The following is a 19,865-nucleotide window of genomic DNA, read 5'->3' as shown; positions in this document are numbered from 1 at the left end:
GTGGTAGAGTTCAGTGCTGTTGCCCCAATAGCTCAGTGGTAGAGCGCAGTCTTGGTAAGACTGAGGTCGCGGGATCGATTCCCGCTTGGGGCTCTGATTGGGAGCCCGCGCAGCGCAGCACATTGCGCGGCGCGGGTCTTTCTCATTCAAGCCGATTCTCCTCCTCCCTGGCGGGGTGGAGGGTCGGGGTATGGCGGTGTAGCTCAGCTGGTTAGAGCGCACGACTCATAATCGTGAGGTCGGGGGATCGAGCCCCCCCACCGCTACCGAGAACGCCGCACAGGCGACCTGCATGTCGGGCCCCTACGCTTCACTGCGTGGGGGCCCGACGTGCATCCGCTGGCGTCAGCGAGGGGTTGAGCAACGAATATGCGAACTGCCCGTGCGCGCCAGTCCGCTCCGCCGTGGACCCGTGGGAAGACCTCCAGCCGGACCGTCTCAGCGTCCACCCGGGAGTTCAAGACCCTTCAGCGGTACGTGGCGGTCTCGGTCAGGACCTGTCGGAGAAGCGCTGCATAGTCGTCTGGCCGCTCGAAGGAGGCCCGGTGGCTGGATGCGGGCAGCTCCACCCACGTCTTGGCGGGGGCCTCCAGCTGTGCGAACCATTCTTGGGCCGGCTCGACCCGGCCGCGTGCTTCGTGCTCACCCATGACGACGTAGACCGGGACGTCGAGACGTGGTGCCTCGTCGCGCAGGTCCACATCCTGCAGCTGTGGGTACAGCAGGGAGTACGTGTCGAGCAGGCCGCGGATCGCGTTCACCTGGTCCATGAAGGTGTTCTCCGGCACCCAGATGGTCGCGGTCATCTCGGTCGAACCGTCGAACTCCGGGTAGGAGTAGATGGTTCGCTCCGTACCGACGATCGCTGTGTAGTCGAGCATGTCCGAATACGGCGGCGGACCCTGCGCGATCAGCTGCGCCTCGAGCTCCTCATCCTCTGTCGCGCTCGCCAGCTCCAGGCTCTCGTCATAGAAGATCTGGTCGGTCTCGCGGAGATCGACCATCTGCCCGGTGCCCACGAAGGCCCGATATCGCTCCGGGTGCTGCTGTACGGCCAGCACTCCTGGGAGCGTGCCCCACGACTGGCCGGTGAGGATGATCCGATCCTGGGCGAACCGCTCGCGCAGATGCTCGGTCACCTCGAGCGTGTCATCCACCACCCGTTGCAGCGTCATGTCCTCGACCGGGTCGATCGCGGAGTACGACTTGCCGGTCCCCGGCTGGTCCCAGGTGACCACGACGAAGTCCTCTTCCAGCGACGGGTCCAGCCGCATGGCCCCCAGGTCTGTGCCCCCCGGCCCGCCGGCGAGGTGAAGCAGGACAGGGTCCTCCACGTCTGAGCCGCGGATCATCAGGGTCTGGTCTGACCCATTGACCGACACGGTGACGAGCTCGGCGATGCTCCCCTCCACGGGTTCACCGGTGGCGTCGAGGACCGGGGCCGTTGACGCGGGGCGGGCGGCCAGGGCCGCCAGCACCAGCACCGTCACACCGGCCAGCAGCACCCCCGACCAGCCCCACCTGGTCATCCGGGTCGGACCACCTGTCCCCCGGCGGGCCGCGACCTCGACGCCGAGACGACAGCCCAGGATCATGGGCACCAGGACCAGCAGTCCGTGCACGCCCCGCCCGGCCAGGAAGCCGAGGACCGCGATGAGGGAGTCGAGGCGGATCTCGTCGACGGTGGCACCGGCCGTGCCGAGGCGGGCCACCTCGAACACGGTCAGGAAGACCACGGGGGTCAGAAGCATGCTCCACCGGCTGCGCAGCAGGGCTCCCGCGAGCACGCCGACTGTGAGCGCGCCGAGCATCGACCACAGCACCTCGCCGGCGTTCAGCGGGCCGCGGGGGGTTGCCCAGGCGGCAATCAGTCCGGCGCCGCCGGCCACGAGCACCGCCAGGACCACCGACACAGTGATCGACGGCTGGCCGTCCCGGACACCATGAGCCGGCGGGCTGGAGCCGCCGACGCCTGAGGTGGCCTGGGGCCTACGCTGCCGTTTCGGCCCCTCAGTGGCGCGCGTGTCACTCATGGCAGTCCTCCATCTGCGCGCCCCGCATCCGGGACGACTCGACTGACACGACCACCGTACGACGGCGCACAGACGACCACCAGGGGCCGATGCCCGACCAGAAGTGACCAAAGGCCTTGTCCTGCGGACCGGGACGAGGCGCATGCTGAGCTCGGCTGCAGGGGACCCACTGCTGCAGACCCATGGTGCCATCTGGAGGTCCAGGCGACGGCGACCCCCGCGCCGCCGATCGTGGCGGCTGCCGCAACCTGCTGACCACCCAGTACGGCACCTTCTTCACCCGCTTCGCCGACGACCACCGTGCGGAGAACTTCAGGTCGAGGGACCGGATCTTTCCTGCCACCGGTGTCACCGCCGCAGACGACACCTGGGAGTTTGATCGCGCCGAGCAGTCTCTGCCCTCGACCTATCGGTTCGAGGGTGAGGGCCACGCCATGGGCGCCAGACGGCCACATCTCCAGCCTGGATGACGAGGTCACCGATTACGTCCCTCAGCTGACCGGCAGCGGCTACGACGGCGTCACCATCCGCCACCTGTTCACGATGTCCAGCGGAGTCGAGTTCGACGAGGACTACGACTCGCCGCTTGCGGACGTCAACATGATCTTCCTCCGTGCGTTCGCTCTCGAAGAGCCCATGCTCGACTATTACGCCAACCTCGAGCGGGAACGGCCGCCCGGCACTTCCACAACTACGTCAGCTCCGACACGGGGGTCCTGGCCGAGGTCCTCAGCAACGCCGCCGGCACCTCGGTCGAGGGACTACCTGCGCCTGGGGCGCCTCTACCTCAACGAGGGGAGGCGCGACGGGCAGCAGGTGCTGCCCGTGGGATGGGTTGAGGCCTCCACGACGCCAGAGGCCCCTCACCTGCAGGGGCCAATACATCTGCGTCAACCCCGCCCGTGAGGTGGTGATCGTCAAGTCGAGCACTGACCATCACTTCGATGACAACGACCACGAGACCATCGCGGCGTTCCGCGCCATCGCTGAAGCCGCAGCACCTTGAAGCATGGGTAGACACGGCACGCTTCCAGCTTGGGGCTCACCCTTCGAGTGACCGTGCGATCGCGCATGGGTCATCAGCTTCAGCGTGTGCGACCAGCCAGGAGAATTCACCGCCATCGTGCTCACCTTCGCCGAGCATCGCCAACTATTGGTTGACCCACCATCGTCTTCTGACGCGGGCCGCTGCGCGATCAGCGCGACCGCCGTAGCCGGTTGATCAACCCCAGACCGCGTAGGCATCTGGAGCTCGCCGGCGCACGAGCGCCTCGGCTGGCCACGTCAGCAACAGCATCACGAGGCCGGCCACAGGCGCCGCGAACGAGACCGCCAGCGCGAGCAGCGTCACGGCCGTGCTCGATCCCCACCCGGCCACCACCCATCGGAACAACCCCTGGGGCATCGGCCGCCACCACGCGTCGACCGCGCCTGCGCGCAGCAGCAGGCCCAGGTGCAGTATCGCGATCAGACTGAGCAGCAGCAGGTACGGCACGACCGTGCCACGCAGCGTCGGGTCCCGACCGAGCAGGCTCGTCGGGTAGGGCACCAGCGCCACCGCGCCAAGCAGTGCGAGATTGATCGCGATCAGGCCCGGCTCGACGAACCCCAGGACCGCGAAGAACCGGTGGTGCACCCACCAGAAGTTCGCGACGACCGCGAAGCTCACCACGAAAGCGATCAGCTCCGCTCCCTGGCCGGAGACGGCGCCCATCGTGGTGTCGAGTCGTACCCCGGAGGCCTCCATCGTGGAGAACACCAGCAGCGTCATTGCGATCGCGAAGAGCGCGTCGCTGAGGTTGAGCACCCGGGCGAACTCCTGCGAGTCCCGGCCGTAGCGGCGGCGGCGGAGGGCGTCCTCATGGTCGCGGTGCGGCATGACGTGACTCTACGCGCGTCCCGACCGATCTGTCCGTTGCGGATCCCGTGGTCTACCGACTTTGCATTCCGCCGGGTCCCTTGGTGCTGCCTGTAAGCCTCATTCACGAATTCCTGCGGCCAGGGCTGTACCAGCAGCACACCCGAGCAGCCCCAACTCGTCTTCCGGGCCGGACCGTCCGCCCCGCATCCGGGACGACCTCGACTGGGACGACCACCGTTCAGGATGCCTGCGTGCTGTCCCGCTCTCTCAACGCATCCTCGAGGAGCGTGACGAGCGCCTCGAGCTGGATGTCGGCGGAGTCAGGGATATCCTGGTCGGTCCCGTCAAGAGCCCGGGCGGCCAGCCCCGCCTTGCTGTCGATGAGCTCGGCGATCTTCGTGTCGAGGGTCTGCGCGGCGATGATCCGCCACGCCGTGACCGGCTCCTCCTGGCCGATGCGGTGGATGCGGTCGATGGCCTGGGTCTGCTCGGCGTGGGTCCACGACAGTTCCGCGAGCACCATGTTCGAGGCGACCTGCAGGTTGATGCCGACGCCGGCGGCCGTCAGTGAGCACACGGCGACGGCGACGTCCGGGTCGTTGGTGAATGCGTCGATGTGCTTCTGTCGAGCCGATGCCGTCTGGTCGCCGCGGATGGAGGCGTACCGGATGCCTTGCTTGGCGAAGGTCGCCTCAGCGGTGTCCATGACATCGATGTGCTTGGCGAAGAAGACGACCTTGCCGGCGCTGCGGGCGAGCTGCGCGGCGTAGTCGGCCGCGAGGCCTGCCTTCGCCTGGCCTATCCGCCGCGTCATGGTGAACACGTTCTCGTTCGACTTATTCGTCGTCTTGCTCGCCCGCTCCCGCGCGGCGACCTGGCGGACGAGGACGTGGTCGATGCCTTCGACGACGTCGCTTGGCGCCTGTGCCGCCAGCGCGCGCTCATAGCGCGTGAGGAGACGACGGACGAGGCTCTGTTCGGCGGCCCGGATGGACCGCCCGGCCTCGTCGTCGAGCTCGACCGGGACGTCGGCCACGCGGCGGGCGGGCAGGTCTGCGGCCACGTCCACCTTGCGCCGCCGCACGATGCCGCGGTCGATCACGGCTGCGCGCGCGGCGGCGGAGAAGCCGCGGTCGGCCGGTGTCAGACCTATCTGCTCGAGCGCATTCATCAGCTCACCGAGCGGCTTGGTCTCATCGACCCAGCCGAGAAACTGCCAGATCGCCTTGAAGTCCTCGATGTCGTTGATCAGCGGTGTGCCGGTGAGGGCGATGAGCAGCGGGTCGGCGATCCGCGTGCGGATGCGCTCGGAGAGCTGCAGCACGTTCTGGGACCGCTGCGACTTCCGGTTCTTGATGTAGTGCGCCTCGTCGACGACCATCCCGCGCAGACCCAGTTCGCGGAGCCAGCCCGCGTGCCGATCGAGCACCTCATAGTTGACGATGATGATGTCCGCGAAGCCGTCGATCCGCTCCCCGTCGCCGTGGACCACCGTCGCGGGGCGGCTGGGCGTCCACAGCATGGCCTCGCGCGCCCAGTTCATCTTCACGACGTTCGGCACGACGACGAGCAGCGGGTAGGCGTCCGCCGCCTGAGCGGCGAGCAGCGCCTGGGCCGTCTTGCCCAGGCCGGGCTCGTCGGCGAGCAGGAACGTCCGGTGTCCCGCCGCCGCGGCGGCGACCAGCCTTGCCTGGTGCGGCATGAGTTCCAGCCCTTGGGTCGCCCGGCTGGCGGTCGGCTCTGGCAGGTCCATGCACGAGAGTGCGCCGCCGTCGGCGAAGGACCTCATCAGCGGTTCGATGAGCTCCCAGCCGACGAGGCGACGGGGCGCGGCGGTGCGCTTGGCGACGGCGGAGTAGTCAGGTTCGAGGAAAGGGTTCGCGAGCTGGCGAGATGCCACCGAGGCGGGCACCACCCGGCGCTGCGTGTCCGCCTTGGGCTCGGCCGGTTCGGGCTGTCCGGACTGTCCGGGCTGTTCGGCGGGATCTTCCGGCACCTCGATGCCGGCGGACTGGAGGAGCTCGCGGCGCAGCGAGCGCGCACGATCAGAGATGACCGCGTCGTCGGCGAGCAGCCCAAGCAGGGAGGGGTCGCGGGCGGCCGTCGTCGCGAGGATGGTGGCGATGCCGTCGAGGCGCTTGAGCTCTTCGGCGCCCCGGGCCCCCGGTTTCGTCTCCTCCGCCTTGACGCGGGCGCGTTCCTCGCGCATGAGAAGTGCCACGACCTGGAACTTGGTCCGGGTCGAGGGCAGGTCGAGACCGCGCTGTACCGAGGACTCGACCTCGCGGACTACCTTGGCGAGCAGGTGGATGATGCCGCCGTCGTCGTGTTGGCGGGGTCGCCGTCGGGTGCGCGTGCGCGCGACGTTCTTACGCTGGGCTCCTCGAGCCACGGAGTCCTCCTCGAAAGCGATTGGTTCTTCACATCGGCGGGACGGTGTCCGCACCGCACCCGCGGCGGGGTGAGGGACATCCGAGAAGTCTCGGCAGAGACGTCCCGGAGCACAAGCTGGTCCAGCGGATCCGCAAGAGATCGACGCGTCGAACGGGTCCAGCCGCGAGGGCCCCGCCAGCGTACCGCGTGCTGGGCGCCTCTCAGCCCTCGGGAGAGCGTTCACGACGCAGACGGCGCCCGGACACCGCCACGACGTGCGCGTTCCGGCGATGCCCGTTCGAGCGTATGGATGCCGACGGGCTGGAGATCCTATTGTGTCACCGTTCTCCGGTCGGGACAGGACAACTGAACGCGCTGACCTCATGCATGACGCCCGCGAAGGCCGAAGAGGGCAGTCCGCTGACTCAGAGGTCACCACTCAGAGATCACGACGCAGAGCTCTGGGACCTCTGCCCCGGGCGGTTCGATGCAGCTCCGCACGACCCCTGCATCTGCTGGTTCATCGGGAGCAGCAGCGCACCGGGTGGACCCGTCAGCGCGCCGCCTGCGAGGCTGTGGTCAGGTCTGCCAGTCCCGCGGCGAACCGGTCGAGGATGATCTCCACCAGCTCCGCCGGTGCCTGCGACGAGTCCTGGGGCAGCAGCGACCGGGTGACCACGTCGGCGCCTGCGCGTTCGAGCAGCTTCTGGAAGTAGCCCGGTGCCAGCAGATAGCTGATCAGCACGACCCGGCCCCGCGCGGTGTTCCGCGCCTGTGCCACTTCGGTCTTCACCGAGGGCTCTGCGAAGGAGAGGTAGGCGTCCTGGACCGGGCGGCCCAGCCGGGCCTGGAGCCGAGCCGCCATGTCCTGACAATCCCGCACGGCCGAGCTGTCCGAGGAGCCCGCTGCGGCGAAGATCAGGGTGTCCCGCGCGGAGTCGACCCCGGCCTGAACCATCCGGCGCAGCAGCAGATCCACCAGCCGGTCATCGGGGCCCAGCGCACCACCCACGGTCACCGGACGGTCCAGATCGGCGGTGTCCTCCCTGAGGTCCACATTGACGTGGAAGCCGGCGGAGAGCAGCAGGGGCACGACGACGACGGCCATCTCCTCGGGCAGGGAGGCCAGGCTGGCGGGGACGTCAGGCTGCTGCACATCCACGTGCCCGAGCCTGACCGGATCCGCACATCCCCGCGCGGCGGCGACCTCCTGGACCCGCTGCGCCAGCTGCGCGACCAGGCGCTGTCCCTCAGGATCGGAGGTGCCGTGGGAGACGGCCAGCAACGCGGCAGACGTTTCGACGGCGTGGGTCATCAGAGAAACCTCAGACTTTCACCTCGATGAATCCGGCTTGGACGCGCACCGGATAGGAGTTCAGCTGCAGCGCCTCATCGCTGAGGCACTGACCGGTGGCCAGGTCATAGGGCTGCTTATGGATCGGTGAGGCCAATGTAGGCCGGCCAGCTCTGGACCCGACGATACCGCGAGACATCACATTCGCGCCGGCGCAGGGATCCAGCTGGGACACCGCATGCACCGTCTCGCCCTGCAGCCGGATCAGCGCGATCTGCGTGCCCTGGACCAGAGCGGCCTCGCCCCACATCGGCTCCAGGTCCTCCAAGCGGCACACCCGATGCCAGAAGGGCTCGGTGCCTGGGGCTCCGGCAATGGACGTGGGCGTGTATGCGGTCGTGGTCGCGGTGCTCATCGCCCCAGCCTAGGCAGGAGCAGTTTCGTCCGGAACGCCAGCGTGTAAAGCCCTGATGACGCTGATCTCACCAGCGCTGAGAACAAGATGAGGACCTTGTCATATTGGTGTTACAAACGCGACACCGCTGAGAAATCGCGTGTTCCTAGGCTGGGGCGAACCCTCGACGGTCCGGCGCACCCCTATCGAACACCGAAGACCTCCGCCAGATCGACGTGAAGGCAGATCGCACTCATCGGCTACCGCGAAGGTGAACTCCCATGGACGCAACCCCACACTCGGCCCCGGCCGGGACCGAGCGGCATATCGCCGTCGTCGGAGGCGGCCCCGCCGCCCACCGGCTGACCGAGGCCCTCATCGCCCGGGACCCCGTCGGTCTCCGGATCAGCGTGTTCACCGAGGAAGCGTCGGCCCCCTATGACCGGGTGGCGCTGTCCCGACGCTTCGCGCAGTTCGACGATGAGCTGCTGCTGGGGGACCCGGCGCTCTGGGCCGATCCCCGGGTCCAGCTGCACACCGCCACCGCGGTGACCCAGGTTGACGCGCAGGCCCAGACGCTGCGCACGGCGGCCGGTGAGGTGTACGGCTTCGACGAGCTGGTGCTCGCCACCGGATCCTCCGCGCCCAGGCCACCGATCGAGGGCAGCGAGCACATCGCGGTCTACCGAACCCTGGACGACGTCGACTGGCTCCGGCAGCGCGCCGCCGAGCTCAGCGCCGAGCTGGGCCGTCCGGCCCGCTGCGCGGTGATCGGCGGCGGCCTGCTCGGCCTGGAGGCGGCTGGCGGGCTCAAGGGCCTCGGTGCCGAGGTCACGGTGGTGCATTCCCGCCCCTGGCTGATGAACGCCCAGGTGGACGAGTTCGGCGGCCGCACCCTGAACCGGCTGCTTCAGCAGGAGGGCTACCGGCTCCAACTCGGCCACCGGCCCACCCGGATGGCCGTGGACCCAGAGGCAGGACCAGAGCAGAGCCGCTATACGCTGGAGTTCGCGCAGGGCCCCGACCTGCCCGCGGACCTGGTCGTCGCCGCCATCGGCATCACCGCCCGCGACGAGCTCGCCGCTGCGGCAGGAATCGACTGCGCCGAGCGCGGAGGCGTGGTCATCGACGAGACCTGTGCCACCTCGGCGTCGAAGATCTGGGCCATCGGAGAGGTCGCGAGCTACCAGGGCATCTCCATGGGCCTGGTCGCTCCGGCCAATGCGATGGCCGAGGTGGTCGCGGACCGTCTCAGCGGGGGAGCAGCCTCGTTCGTCGGGTTCGACACCGCCGCGAAACTCAAGCTCGCCGGCATGGACGTGGCCTCCTTCGGAGACGCCTTCGCCGAGACCCCCGGCGCGCTCGAGGTCGTCTACGCCGACGCCGTCGGCGGCATCTATCAGAAGATCGTGGTCACCGACGACGCCACCACCCTGCTCGGCGGGGTCTTCGTCGGTGACGCCAGCCCCTATTCCTCGCTGCGCCCGCTGCTGGGCCGTGAGCTGCCGGCCGCCCCCGGCGCGTTCCTCTCCGCCGCCGGTGGCGGAGAGCTGGACCTGGAGCTGCCCGACGACGCCCAGGTCTGCTCCTGCAAGGACATCTGCGCGGGACAGATCCGATCCGCCGTCACCGGCGACGAGACCACCCCCGGCTGCACCGACATGGCCGCGATGAAGAGCTGCACCAGGGTCGGCACCCAGTGCGGCTCCTGCATCCCGATGGCGAAGAAGATCATGGAGAAGCAGATGCTCTCTCTGGGGTTCGACGTCTCCAAGGCGCTCTGCGAGCACTTCGGCCACTCCCGCGCCGAGCTCTTCGAAGCCGTGCGGGCCACCCAGCTGACCAGCTTCACCGAGATCGTCGCCCGGTTCGGAACCCCCGCCGACGCGCAGCTCAACCTCGGCTGCGACATCTGCAAACCGGTCGTGGCCTCGATCCTGGCCGCCCAGCACGGCGCCGAGTACATCCTCGAAGCCGGCCGCGGCACGCTGCAGGACACCAATGACCGGGCCCTGGCGAACATGCAGAAGGACGGCACCTACTCGGTGATGCCGCGGATCCCCGGCGGGGAGATCACCCCGCAGAAGCTCAAGGTGATCGCCGAGGTCGCGGCCGACTTCGACCTCTATACGAAGATCTCCGCGGCCCAGCGGGTTGACATGTTCGGCGCCCGGCTGGAGCAGCTGCCGCAGATCTGGCGCCGCCTGGTCGACGCCGGATTCGAATCCGGTCAGGCCTATGGCAAGGCGCTGCGCAACGTGAAGTCCTGCGTGGGCTCCAGCTGGTGCCGCTACGGGGTCCAGGACTCGGTGGCCATGGGCATCCGGCTGGAGAACCGGTACCGCGGACTGCGCTCGCCGCACAAGATGAAGTTCGGCGTCTCCGGATGCGCCCGCGAGTGTGCGGAGGCCCGCGCGAAGGACGTCGGCGTGATCGCCACCAGCGACGGCTGGAACATGTACGTCGGCGGCAACGGCGGGGCCACCCCGGCCCACGGACAGCTGCTGGCCAAGGACCTCGACGACCCGACGCTGCTGCGTTACATCGACCGCTACGTCATGTACTACGTGCGCACCGCAGACCGGCTCCAGCGCACCGCGCGCTGGATCGAGGAGCTGCCCGGGGGCGTCGACCACGTCCATGACGTGGTGGTCAAAGACTCCCTGGGCATCGGAGAAGACCTCGAAGCGGCCATGGCCAGACACGTAGATGGCTACGAGGACGAATGGGCCGCGACGCTGCGCGACCCGGAACGGCTGCGCCGATTCCGCAGCTTCGTCAACGCCCCGGACGCCCCGGACACCGGACTGGCCTACGTGATCGAGCGCGGACAGCGCCGCCCGGCCACCGAACAGGAGAAGCTCGACGCCGCGGCAGGGGAGGGCCCGGTGCTGCTCACCGGGCCGCGCATCCCGGTGCGCGAGGAGATGGCCCGAGAAGACGCCGCCCGGGCAGGCGCGCATCAGGAGCCGGGGGAGGCCCGCCCGGGCGCCCCCGTCCCCAACAACCTGGCAGCCGCGGAGGGAAGGTCATGATGGTTCTGGGAGAGGTGACACTGATCGGAGGCGGCCCTGGAGCCGCCGACCTGATGACCGTGCGAGCCCGTGACGCGTTGGCGATCGCCGACGTCGTCTTCTACGATCGGCTCGCGCCCACCGAGGGTCTGCGCGAGTGGGCCCCGGCGGCCGAGCTCTACGACGTCGGCAAGCGTCCCGGACATCACCGGGTCGCCCAGGAGGACATCCAGGCGATGATGACCGACGCCGCGCGCAGCGGTCGACGCGTGGTCCGGCTCAAGGGCGGTGACCCGTTCGTCTTCGGACGCGGCTGCGAGGAGGTCGCCGCATGCCGTGACGCCGGCATCCCGGTGACGGTGGTCCCGGGGATCACCTCGGCGATCGCCGTGCCCGCCGCGGCAGGGATCCCGGTCACCGCCCGCAACGTCTCGAAGTCCTTCACCGTGATCTCCGGACACGACCCGCTCAGCGAGCAGGAGCTCTCCGGCCTGGCCGCTCTGGGCGGCACCGCGGTGATCCTGATGGGTGTGGGCACGCTGGGACACACCATGGCCGGGCTGCAGCGCCACGGGCTCGCCGGAGAGACCCCGGTGGGGATCGTGGAGCGCGGCTTCAGCGCCGACCAGCGGGTGCTCATCGCCCCGCTCGGCGAGATCCTCGGGGTCGCGGCCGAAGCCAGGCTGCGCTCGCCGGCAGTGCTGGTGATCGGGGAGGTGGTCCGGCTGGCGGCGACTGAGCCCTGCTCCGGCGAGGCCCGCAGCGACACCGACTCCTCTCCGGCGGTCGCCGGGGAACAGGTCATCCGCGCCATGGCCGGGGCGGTGCTCTGATGACCGCAATCACCTCCTCCGACGCCCCTCTCCCCGCCGGCGGCAATGGCGGGTCTGCCGTCAGGACTGCGCCCGAGACCGCTTCGGCGGTGCCGCAGACCTTGGCGGGCTTCCGGATCGGGGTCACCTCAGACAGACGCAGCGAGGACCTCATCTGCGCGTTTCAGCGGCGCGGGGCCGAAGTCATGCACGCCCCTGCGCTGCGGATCGTCGCGCTGACCGAATCTGTGACCCTGCAGCAGGACACCCGCCGGGTGATCGACGCGGCACCGGACTTCGCGGTCATCACCACCGCCTACGGGATGCGCCGCTGGTTCGAGGCCGCGGACGCCTATGGTCTGGGCGCGGAGCTCTTCGACGCCCTGGAGCAGGCGACCATCCTGGTGCGCGGTCCCAAGGCGCGCGGTGCGGTGCGGGCTGCGGGCCTCGATGACGACGGCTCCGCCGAGGACGAGCGCACCGCGACCGTGGTGGACATGCTGCTGACCCGTGACGTGAGGGACAAGACCGTGGCGCTGCAGCAGCACGGGGCCAGTGATGATTCGCAGATCCACCGGCTCCAGGCGGCTGGCGCCAGGGTGGTCACCGTGCTGCCCTATACCTGGACCAGGCCCGATGAAGACTCGGACCTGCTGCGCATGATCGACGCGGTGATCGAACGACAGCTCGACCTGATCACCTTCACCGCAGCCCCTGCAGTGGAGGCGTTCCTCTCGGTGGCCCGTCAGTACGGAAGGTCGGAGGCGCTGGTCGCAGCGCTGCGCGGCGACGTGGTCTCGGTGGCCGTGGGCGCTGTGACCGCAGGACCCCTCTACGATGCGGGGCTCAGCCCGATCATCCCCTCGCGCTGGCGCCTGGGCGCGATGATCAAGCTGGTCTGTGACCACCTCGAGGAACATCAGACGCTGCGCATCACCACCCGGCACGGACCTGTCGAGATGCGCGGCTCCGAGGTGCGCCTCCCCCAGCTCACCGACCAGGCGGTGCGTCTGCCGCCGGGGCCGTTGTCGCTGATGCGGGCGCTGGTCAAGGCCGAGGGCGCGGTGCTCTCCCGGGAGCATCTGATGCAGGTGCTGGTCCAGTGCGATTCCGAGCATGCCCTGGAGATGTGGGTCTCCCGGCTGCGCAAATCGCTGCCGGTCAGCGGTCTGGTGAGCACCGTGGTCAAGCGCGGGTACCGGCTCGCGGTCTGACCCTGCTCGCCGTCTCACCGGGCTCACCGCCTGACCAGGCTCACTGCCTGACCAGGCTCACTGTCCGACCTCGCACATTGCTCGACCTGGTTCTCCGCGCGCTCCGCTCAGGCGTGCACCGCCGTCGGGAGCTGCCTGGCCTCGGCGCTGAGCAGCTTCTCGATGCGCACATGACAGGTGCCGCAGCCGGTGCCGGCGCGGCAGGCCGCCCCGACCTCCGCCACGGTGGATGAGCAGGCGGCCGCGTCCTGCACCTGGGCGAGGGTGGTGCCGGCGCACCTGCACAGCACGTCCTGCGCGCCGAGCTGCGCCTCGCGGGTGGCGTGCTCGGCCGCCAGCAGCGCGGTGCGGTCGGTCACCGGGATGGTGCCTCGTCCGGCATGGATGGCCAGTTCAGCGGCCGAGCGCGGCATCCCGACCGCGACGAAGCCGAGCAGCCGGTCCTCATCCGAGACGATGCGCAGGTATTGACCGCCCTTCGGATCTGACCAGGTGGAGACGGTGGGCGAGTCGGGATCCCAGGGGTCCACATCGGTGGTTCCGGCGCAGGCGACGTTGAGCGTGTGGGACTTCAACAGGATCACGTCCAGGCCCTTGTGGGCCGTCAGGTGCACCGGGGCTCCGGCGGCATCGCGCTCGATGATCTGCTCCAGCCCGAGGTCCCCACGCAGGGCCTGTGCGACGGTCGCAGCGTGCTCCCACCCCGGCGCGATCAGTCCCGCGGAGACCTTCCCATCCACGGTGGCGCAGTCACCGATCGCGTAGATCAGTGGGTCGGTCACGCTGCGGCACGCCTGGTCGGTCAGCACTCCCCAGCGGGTGGGCAGTCCGGAGGCGGCGGCCAGCTGGTCCCGCGCGCGGACTCCGGTGCAGGTGACCAGCAACGAGCCGGGCAGCTTCTCGCCCAGAGAGGTGCGCACCCCAGACAGGCGGCCTGATTCAGCGATCACGGTGGTGATGTCCGCCGCCGCCCGCACCTGGACCCCGGCACGGATCAGCTCGCGGCGCAGCAGCATCCCGGCATCGGTGTCGATCTGCCGGTTCATCGGCACATTGCCTCGGTGCACCAGGGTCACCGGGGCCCCGACCTCGGCGATGGCCAGCGCCGCCTCCACGCCGAGCACGCCCCCACCGAGCACGATGACCGGTTCGCCGCGGTGCACGACCTCGGCCAGCCGCAGCGCATCACCCATCTCGCGCAGGGCGAGGATCCCCTCCGGCAGTCCGGGGGACTTCAGCTCCGCGTCGATGGCACCGCCGCGGCGAGACTCCACCTCGAAGCTGGGCGTCATCGGTTCCGCGCCGGTGGCCAACACCAGCCGGTCGTAGGAGAGCGTGCCGCCGTCATCGAGCGTGACCCGCTGAGTCTCTCGGTCGATACCGGTGGCGGTCACCGCGGTGCGCACGTCGACGCCGGCCTCGCGAAGCGCGCGCGGGTCGGTCACGGCGAGGTCGGCGGGCTGGATGCGGCCCACCGAGACGTCCCCGATGCGGATGCGCTGGTAGGCCGGCTCGGTCTCGGCGCCGATCACGGTCAGCCGGAGCGTACCGATCGTGACCTCCTCGAGAAGCTCATCGATCAGCCGGGCGGCGACCGGACCGAAGCCGAGCACCAGCACGTGCGGGATCGGGTGAGTCATGCGGCTGCCTCCGTGGAAGTGGCGGGACGGATTCGGACCGGGGTGTTCTTGAATTCCGGCATCTTCGAATGCGGGTCGGTCAGGCCCCGGGTGAGCAGGTTGGCGGCGCTGCGGCCGGAGAAATGGAAGGGCGAGAAGAGGGTGTCCGCGCGGATCCCGGCGTCGAAGACGACCTTCGCGGTCAGCGCGCCCTGCGCGTTCTCCACAACCGCGAAGCCGTCCTCGGCCAACCCGAACTGGCGCGCCGTGGCCGGGTGGATCTGCACCGTCACCTGCGGGTGCGCGGCGTCCAGGGCCGGCACCCGCCGGGTCTGGTTGCCCGACTGATAGTGCTCCATCAGCCGTCCGGTGGTGAAGGTGAGCTCCTCGGCGTGCGGTGCCGCCTGGGCGCGTGGCCGGATCGCGCGCAGCGTCGCCCGGCCATCGGCGTGGGCGAAGCGGGCGGTGAACATCCGCGGAGTCCCGATGATCGGCTCCCCGGTGCTGGTGCGCTCTGGCCCGGCCGCATTGCCAGCACCGGCCGCACTGCCAGCACCGGCGGCATGTGCACGCTCCGCGGCCGGCTCCGCGGCTGCCGGGTGCGGCCAGTAGCCGGCGTGTCCGGCGTCCAACAGCTCCCAGCTCATCGCGGAGTAGTCCGCAGTCGCCCCCGCGGTGGCCCGACGGATCTCCTCGAAGACCTCCGCCGGATCGGTGGAGAAGCCGGTGGGCACGCCGAGACGCCGGGCCAGCTCCGCGAAGATCCACAGCTCCGAGCGGCACCCCGACGGCGGCTCCAGGGCCCGACGACGGCGCAGCAGCCGCCCCTCCAGGCTGGTCATGGTGCCGTCCTCCTCGGCCCACTGCAGCACCGGAAGCACGACGTCGGCCTCGGCGGCCGTCTCGGAGAGGAAGAAGTCGGCCACCACGAGCAGGTCCAGGGCCCGCAGATTCTTAAGCACCCGGGAGGTGTCGGGCGCCGAGACGGCCACATTGGAGCCATGGACCAGCAGCGCACGGATCCCGTCCGGGCCCTGATCAGTCCGGGTGCCCATGGTGTGCAGCAGCTGCGTGGCCGGGACCCCGGGGCCTGGGATCGATTCCGGCGCCACGCCCCAGACCTCGGCGATGTGCGCCCGGTCGGTGGGGGAGCTGATCGAGCGCAGCCCCGGGAGCTGGTCCGACTTCTGCCCCATCTCCCGGCCGCCCTGCCCGTTGCCCTGTCCGGTCAGGGTGCCGTAGCCTCCACGGGCGCCGGGCAGCCCGAGGACCAGCGCCAGGCTGATCGCGGCCCGTGCGGTGTCGGTGCCGTCGCGGTGCTGCTCCACGCCGCGTCCGGTGAGGATGAAGACCGGATCGCCGCCGTCGCGGGCGCTCACGGCCGCGGATCCCAGCCGACGGGCGATGAGGCGGATCTGGTCCGCGCCGACTCCGGTGGCGGCCTGAGCCCGCTCGGGCCACCAGGCGGCCGCGGACCGGCGGAAGTCCTCGGTGCCGCTGACCCGGTCCGCCAGATAGCGCTGATCGGTGTAACCCTCCTCGAAGAGCACGTTGGCCAGGGCCAGCAGCAGCACCAGGTCCCCGCCGGAGGTCGGAGCCACATGGAACCCGGCGCCGTCGGCGGTGAGCTCGGCGGTGGAGCTGCGCCGCGGGTCCACCACGATCAGACCGCCCTTGGATCGAGCACCCTCCAGGTGCTGCACGAAGGGTGGCATGGTGTCGGCCACGTTGGAGCCCAGCAGCAGGACGGTGCAGGCGGCATCGAGGTCCGTGAGCGGGAACGGAAGCCCGCGGTCCAGTCCGAAGACCTCTGTGGAGGCCTTCGCCGCCGAGGACATGCAGAACCTGCCGTTGTAGTCGATCTGCGAGGTTCCCAGCGCGACCCTGGCGAACTTCCCCAGCGCGTAGGTCTTCTCATTGGTCAGGCTGCCGGAGCCGAACACCCCGATCGCGTCTGGGCCGTGGGTGGCCTGGATGCTGCGCAGCCGCTCCGCGATATGGTCCAGCGCCTCCTCCCAGGAGGCCGCGCGGAAGCTGCGCTCGCCGTCGTCGTCGGTCTCGGCGATCAGGGGGGAGCGGAGCCGGTCGCTGCGTGGGCCGAGCAGCTCCGCGGCGGTGCTGCCCTTCCGGCACAGCCGCCCCCGGTTGGTCGGGAACCGGGCACCTTCCACCGTGATGCCCGGCGGGGTCTGCTCCGTCTCGGCGCTGCTCGGTCTCTCGGGGATCCGCAGCGTCATGGCGCATTGCAGCGCGCAGTACGGGCAGTGGGTGTTCACCTCGCGGGTGGTCTGGGGTGCCGGCATCAGACGTTGGCGCGGGCGAAGACGGTGCCGGGGCGCATGTAGACCAGCCAGGTGAGCCCGGCCAGGGCGACGTAGCCGGTGGCGAAGACCCAGAAGGCGATGTCGAAGGAGCCGGTGGACTCATTGGACACCCGCAGGATCTGCGGAATCGCAAAGCCGCCGTAGGCGCCGATCGCGCCGATCAGACCCAGCGCGGAGGAGGCCTTGCGCTCGTGTCCGACCCGGTCGGCAGGGTCCACCGAGAGCCTGAAGACCACCGGGATCATCCGGTAGCTGGACCCGTTCGCGACCCCGGTGAGGGTGAACAGGGCCAGGAACAGCAGCAGGTAGATCCAGAAGTTGGCCATCGAGAGCGTCAGCACGACGGCGGCGGTGACCCCGGCCATCGCCAGGAAGCTGGTGATGGTCACCCGGGCGCCGCCGATCCGGTCGGCGAGCCTGCCGCCGCAGGGCCGGGCCAGCGAGCCGACCAGGGGACCGAGGAAGGCCAGCGAGAGCGCCGCGCCGAAGACCTGGATGCTGGAGAACTCGGGGAACTGGATGTTGATCAGGGTCGGGAAGACCGAGCCGAAGCCCATGAAGGAGCCGAAGGTCCCGATGTAGATCAGCGAGATGATCCACAGGTGCTTCTCCTTCAGCGCCGAGAGCGAGCCTTTGAGGTCGTTCTTGGCGTGAGAGAGGTTGTGCATGTACTTCCGAGCGCCCCAGGCGGCGAGCAGGATGAACGGGATCCAGAACAGCCCGGCGGCCGGCAGGTTCGGCTGCAGCGCGCCGAAGGCGAACGCGGTCACCACGATCGGCACGGTGAACTGGGCGACGGCGACGCCGAGGTTGCCGCCGGCGGCGTTGACTCCCAGCGCCGCGCCCTTCTCCTTGGCCGGGTAGAAGTAGGTGATGTTGGCCATCGAGGAGGAGAAGTTGCCGCCGCCGAACCCAGCGGCCGCGGCGATGGCGAACAGCGCCCAGTTCGGCGTCTCCGGGTTGCCCAGGGTCAGCGCCATGGCGACGGTGGGGATCAGCAGCAGCAGCGCGGAGATGATGGTCCAGTTGCGTCCGCCGATCATCGCCACCATGAAGCTGTAGGGGACCCGCAGGGTCGCCCCGACCAGCGGAGGCAGCGACACCAGCCAGAACTGCTCGGAGGTGGTCAGGTCGAAGCCCACCAGGGGCAGGAATACGACCGTGACCGACCAGAGCTGCCATACGGCGAATCCGAGGAACTCGCAGAACACGCTCCAGATCAGGTTGCGCCGCGCGGTGGGGCGTCCCGGGCCATCCCAGAACTCGGAGTTCTCGGGCTGCCAGTTGGTGATCCAGCGGCCCTCCTCGACGACGAGCCGATCCGTCGGCGCGGCGACATCGGTCTCGGCGGCCGGACTTCTGCGTTGCGCCGCTGTGGCGGAGATCTGGGGGTTCATCGCGATGTCCTGCTTCCTGGCGTCTCGCGGGGCTGGGCCGCGCGGTGACCATTCAGGGTCCGGTGGTGAGGGCTCCACTGTGCCAAGGCCGTGTTTCCGCGAGGGGATCGTCGAGTTTCGGTCGCGATAAACCAGCCTCATAGTCCCCACCGGGTGGTGTGAGGTTTTTCGAGAGCGCCTCGCCGAGGCCTGTAAGCTGACCGCCGTGAGCACTCAGTCCTTTGACCCGTGGACCAGCGGGACGCGCGCCTACCGGGTCACCCTCGTCCTGGGCATGGCCTCCACCGCCGTCGGTGTGATCCTGGTGGTGCTGGCGACGCTGCTCGACGCCGCGGAGACGACCGACGCGCTGCGCAGCACGGGTCTGGTCTTCCTGGGCGTCGGCATCCTGAGTCACCTGATCGCCATCGGACTGCGCCGACGCCAGGCCGCTCAGATCCTCTCCCGTCGAGCGAAGGAAGACTGAATGATCAACCCAGACCGCCAGGGCCACCAGTACCCTCCCGCCGCGCCGTACCAGGTCAGCCGTGAGGCGATCCGTGAGTTCGCGCTCGCGGTGCAGGCCGAGCACCCCGCGCACCATGACCTCGACGCCGCCCAGGCGCTGGGTCACCACGACCTGGTCGCGCCGCCGAGCTTCGCGGTGATCATCGCCCAGCGCGCCGAGGCTGCTGTGATCAACGACGACGAGGCCGGCATCGACTTCTCCCGCGTGGTCCACGCCGAGGAGCGCTTCACCCACCACAGCCCGATCCTCGCCGGAGACACGTTGAGCTCCCAGGTCACCCTGGAGCGGATCCGCACCATGGGCGCCGGCGCGATGGTCACCACCGTGGTGCAGATCAGCGCCGAGGACGGCGCCGCCCGGAGCACCGTGACCTCCACCCTGCTGGTCCGCAACGAGGAGGATGCCGCATGAGCACCCCAGTCTTCGAAGACCTCCAGAAGGGTCAGCAGATCGGCACCCGCGAGCTGAGCTTCTCCCGGGCGGACCTGATCCGCTACGCCGCCGCGTCGGGGGACCACAACCCGATCCACTGGAACGACCGCTTCGCCCGCGAGGTCGGCCTGGACGGGGTCATCGCCCACGGCATGCTCACCATGGGCTCCGCCGTGGACCTGGTCAGCGTCTGGGCGGGCGACCCGGGCGCCGTCGTCGACTATCAGTCCCGCTTCACCAAGCCGGTCCCGGTGCCCGACGCCGCGTCGGGCTCCCCGGAGACCGCCACCGCCCGGCTTCAGATCAGCGGGAAGATCGGCGCGGTGGATGCGCAGCAGCGCCGGGTCCGGGTGGACCTGAGCGTGGAGCTGCTCACCGAAGCTGCGACTGAGGCCGGACCGGATCAGCAGTCGCACCAGGAGCCCGTCCGCACCAAGGTGCTCGCGAAGTCCCAGGCCCTGGTGCAGTTCTAGGTCACGTTCAGTTCTGGATCACGTGCAGGTCCCGCTCACATGCATCCCAGGTCACGGCGCGACGGCCCTCGATGAAGACACGCCGTCAAGCTTCCGCCCGGCTGACATAGGGCTGAA

16 protein-coding genes and 2 tRNA genes are annotated in these 19,865 nt (G+C 69.5%); 10 read left to right on the top strand and 8 right to left on the bottom strand.

Translation table 11 applies throughout. From position 1 onward, the window contains the following. Positions 1 to 21 precede the first annotated feature (21 nt). Both LTI14_RS06420 and LTI14_RS06415 read left to right on the top strand, forming a co-directional pair. Positions 22 to 93, top strand: a tRNA-Thr gene (locus LTI14_RS06420). Between the two features lie 99 nt (positions 94 to 192). Next, positions 193 to 266: transfer RNA gene (locus LTI14_RS06415), tRNA-Met, on the top strand. 201 nt (positions 267 to 467) lie between these two features. On the opposite strand, the gene LTI14_RS06410 is transcribed toward LTI14_RS06415, so the two are convergent. Further along, a complete protein-coding gene (locus LTI14_RS06410) occupies positions 468 to 2,033 on the bottom strand; it encodes an alpha/beta fold hydrolase (protein ID WP_241476069.1) in 1,566 nt (521 codons plus the stop codon). A gap of 182 nt (positions 2,034 to 2,215) precedes the next feature. Here LTI14_RS06410 and LTI14_RS06405 point away from each other — a divergent pair, with 182 nt between their 5' ends. Both LTI14_RS06405 and LTI14_RS06400 read left to right on the top strand, forming a co-directional pair. Continuing rightward, positions 2,216 to 2,503, top strand: coding sequence for a hypothetical protein (locus tag LTI14_RS06405; RefSeq protein ID WP_241476068.1), 288 nt, complete (start codon positions 2,216 to 2,218; stop codon positions 2,501 to 2,503). After that, positions 2,454 to 2,939 carry a serine hydrolase gene (locus tag LTI14_RS06400; protein ID WP_241476067.1) on the top strand — a complete coding sequence of 162 codons (486 nt, stop codon included), beginning with the start codon at positions 2,454 to 2,456 and terminating at the stop codon, positions 2,937 to 2,939. Before LTI14_RS06405 ends, LTI14_RS06400 begins: the two co-directional genes overlap by 50 nt. Positions 2,940 to 3,255: 316 nt before the next feature. Here the strand turns inward: LTI14_RS06400 and LTI14_RS06395 are convergent, their stop codons facing one another. From LTI14_RS06395 to nirD, 4 genes are all read right to left on the bottom strand, one after another. Further along, positions 3,256 to 3,912 (bottom strand): TMEM175 family protein, encoded by a 657-nt coding sequence (locus LTI14_RS06395; protein ID WP_241465428.1) that lies wholly within the window; start codon positions 3,910 to 3,912, stop codon positions 3,256 to 3,258. A 220-nt stretch (positions 3,913 to 4,132) separates the two neighbouring features. Beyond that, entirely contained in the window at positions 4,133 to 6,286 is a 2,154-nt protein-coding gene (locus tag LTI14_RS06390; RefSeq protein ID WP_241476066.1) for a DEAD/DEAH box helicase, read from the bottom strand. 534 nt (positions 6,287 to 6,820) lie between these two features. Beyond that, on the bottom strand, positions 6,821 to 7,582 hold the full coding sequence (locus LTI14_RS06385; RefSeq protein WP_241476065.1) for a sirohydrochlorin chelatase: 762 nt from the start codon (positions 7,580 to 7,582) through the stop codon (positions 6,821 to 6,823). 10 nt (positions 7,583 to 7,592) lie between these two features. Continuing rightward, complete coding sequence (gene nirD / locus LTI14_RS06380) at positions 7,593 to 7,976, bottom strand: nitrite reductase small subunit NirD (RefSeq protein ID WP_241465425.1); 384 nt, start codon at positions 7,974 to 7,976, stop codon at positions 7,593 to 7,595. Positions 7,977 to 8,236: 260 nt separating this feature from the next. Here nirD and nirB point away from each other — a divergent pair, with 260 nt between their 5' ends. Genes nirB through LTI14_RS06365 form a run of 3 tightly spaced genes read left to right on the top strand, consistent with a single transcriptional unit; the run spans position 8,237 to position 12,995 of the window. Then, positions 8,237 to 10,990: a nitrite reductase large subunit NirB gene (nirB, locus tag LTI14_RS06375; RefSeq protein WP_241476064.1), complete on the top strand. Its 2,754-nt coding sequence runs from the start codon at positions 8,237 to 8,239 to the stop codon at positions 10,988 to 10,990. Continuing rightward, a complete protein-coding gene (gene cobA, locus LTI14_RS06370; protein WP_241465423.1) occupies positions 10,987 to 11,802 on the top strand; it encodes a uroporphyrinogen-III C-methyltransferase in 816 nt (271 codons plus the stop codon). Before nirB ends, cobA begins: the two co-directional genes overlap by 4 nt. Continuing rightward, on the top strand, positions 11,802 to 12,995 hold the full coding sequence (locus LTI14_RS06365; RefSeq protein WP_241465422.1) for a uroporphyrinogen-III synthase: 1,194 nt from the start codon (positions 11,802 to 11,804) through the stop codon (positions 12,993 to 12,995). Before cobA ends, LTI14_RS06365 begins: the two co-directional genes overlap by 1 nt. Positions 12,996 to 13,102: 107 nt before the next feature. Here the strand turns inward: LTI14_RS06365 and LTI14_RS06360 are convergent, their stop codons facing one another. From LTI14_RS06360 to LTI14_RS06350, 3 genes are read right to left on the bottom strand one after another with little or no spacing between them, the layout of a single operon-like run. Continuing rightward, complete coding sequence (locus tag LTI14_RS06360) at positions 13,103 to 14,635, bottom strand: FAD-dependent oxidoreductase (protein WP_241470590.1); 1,533 nt, start codon at positions 14,633 to 14,635, stop codon at positions 13,103 to 13,105. Further along, positions 14,632 to 16,917, bottom strand: coding sequence for a molybdopterin oxidoreductase family protein (locus LTI14_RS06355; protein WP_241470589.1), 2,286 nt, complete (start codon positions 16,915 to 16,917; stop codon positions 14,632 to 14,634). Before LTI14_RS06355 ends, LTI14_RS06360 begins: the two co-directional genes overlap by 4 nt. Beyond that, complete coding sequence (locus LTI14_RS06350; protein WP_241476063.1) at positions 16,917 to 18,335, bottom strand: MFS transporter; 1,419 nt, start codon at positions 18,333 to 18,335, stop codon at positions 16,917 to 16,919. The genes LTI14_RS06355 and LTI14_RS06350 overlap by 1 nt, the downstream gene beginning before the upstream one ends. Positions 18,336 to 18,540: 205 nt before the next feature. Here LTI14_RS06350 and LTI14_RS06345 point away from each other — a divergent pair, with 205 nt between their 5' ends. The 3 genes from LTI14_RS06345 to LTI14_RS06335 are packed head-to-tail and all read left to right on the top strand — an operon-like array spanning position 18,541 to position 19,748. Continuing rightward, complete coding sequence (locus LTI14_RS06345) at positions 18,541 to 18,801, top strand: hypothetical protein (RefSeq protein WP_241465418.1); 261 nt, start codon at positions 18,541 to 18,543, stop codon at positions 18,799 to 18,801. Then, positions 18,802 to 19,254 (top strand): FAS1-like dehydratase domain-containing protein, encoded by a 453-nt coding sequence (locus LTI14_RS06340; protein WP_241476062.1) that lies wholly within the window; start codon positions 18,802 to 18,804, stop codon positions 19,252 to 19,254. It abuts the gene before it with no gap. After that, positions 19,251 to 19,748, top strand: a complete 498-nt coding sequence (locus LTI14_RS06335) for a MaoC/PaaZ C-terminal domain-containing protein (protein WP_241465416.1) — start codon at positions 19,251 to 19,253, stop codon at positions 19,746 to 19,748. The genes LTI14_RS06340 and LTI14_RS06335 overlap by 4 nt, the downstream gene beginning before the upstream one ends. Positions 19,749 to 19,865 lie beyond the last annotated feature (117 nt).

The organism is Nesterenkonia sp. YGD6 (assembly GCF_022565895.1).
In the GTDB taxonomy this organism is placed as follows: domain Bacteria; phylum Actinomycetota; class Actinomycetes; order Actinomycetales; family Micrococcaceae; genus Nesterenkonia.
The sequence above is the reverse complement of the archived record's forward strand: the minus strand, read 5'-3'. Positions and strand labels throughout refer to the sequence as shown.

Bases quoted from the DNA above. Each gene is read 5' to 3' on its own strand.
- LTI14_RS06410 (WP_241476069.1), bottom strand. From the start codon at position 2,033: ATGAGTGACACGCGCGCCACTGAGGGGCCGAAACGGCAGCGTAGGCCC.
- LTI14_RS06405 (WP_241476068.1), top strand. From the start codon at position 2,216: ATGGTGCCATCTGGAGGTCCAGGCGACGGCGACCCCCGCGCCGCCGAT.
- LTI14_RS06395 (WP_241465428.1), bottom strand. From the start codon at position 3,912: ATGCCGCACCGCGACCATGAGGACGCCCTCCGCCGCCGCCGCTACGGC.
- LTI14_RS06385 (WP_241476065.1), bottom strand. From the start codon at position 7,582: ATGACCCACGCCGTCGAAACGTCTGCCGCGTTGCTGGCCGTCTCCCAC.
- nirD (WP_241465425.1), bottom strand. From the start codon at position 7,976: ATGAGCACCGCGACCACGACCGCATACACGCCCACGTCCATTGCCGGA.
- nirB (WP_241476064.1), top strand. From the start codon at position 8,237: ATGGACGCAACCCCACACTCGGCCCCGGCCGGGACCGAGCGGCATATC.
- cobA (WP_241465423.1), top strand. From the start codon at position 10,987: ATGATGGTTCTGGGAGAGGTGACACTGATCGGAGGCGGCCCTGGAGCC.
- LTI14_RS06365 (WP_241465422.1), top strand. From the start codon at position 11,802: ATGACCGCAATCACCTCCTCCGACGCCCCTCTCCCCGCCGGCGGCAAT.
- LTI14_RS06360 (WP_241470590.1), bottom strand. From the start codon at position 14,635: ATGACTCACCCGATCCCGCACGTGCTGGTGCTCGGCTTCGGTCCGGTC.
- LTI14_RS06355 (WP_241470589.1), bottom strand. From the start codon at position 16,917: ATGCCGGCACCCCAGACCACCCGCGAGGTGAACACCCACTGCCCGTAC.
- LTI14_RS06350 (WP_241476063.1), bottom strand. From the start codon at position 18,335: ATGAACCCCCAGATCTCCGCCACAGCGGCGCAACGCAGAAGTCCGGCC.
- LTI14_RS06340 (WP_241476062.1), top strand. From the start codon at position 18,802: ATGATCAACCCAGACCGCCAGGGCCACCAGTACCCTCCCGCCGCGCCG.
- LTI14_RS06335 (WP_241465416.1), top strand. From the start codon at position 19,251: ATGAGCACCCCAGTCTTCGAAGACCTCCAGAAGGGTCAGCAGATCGGC.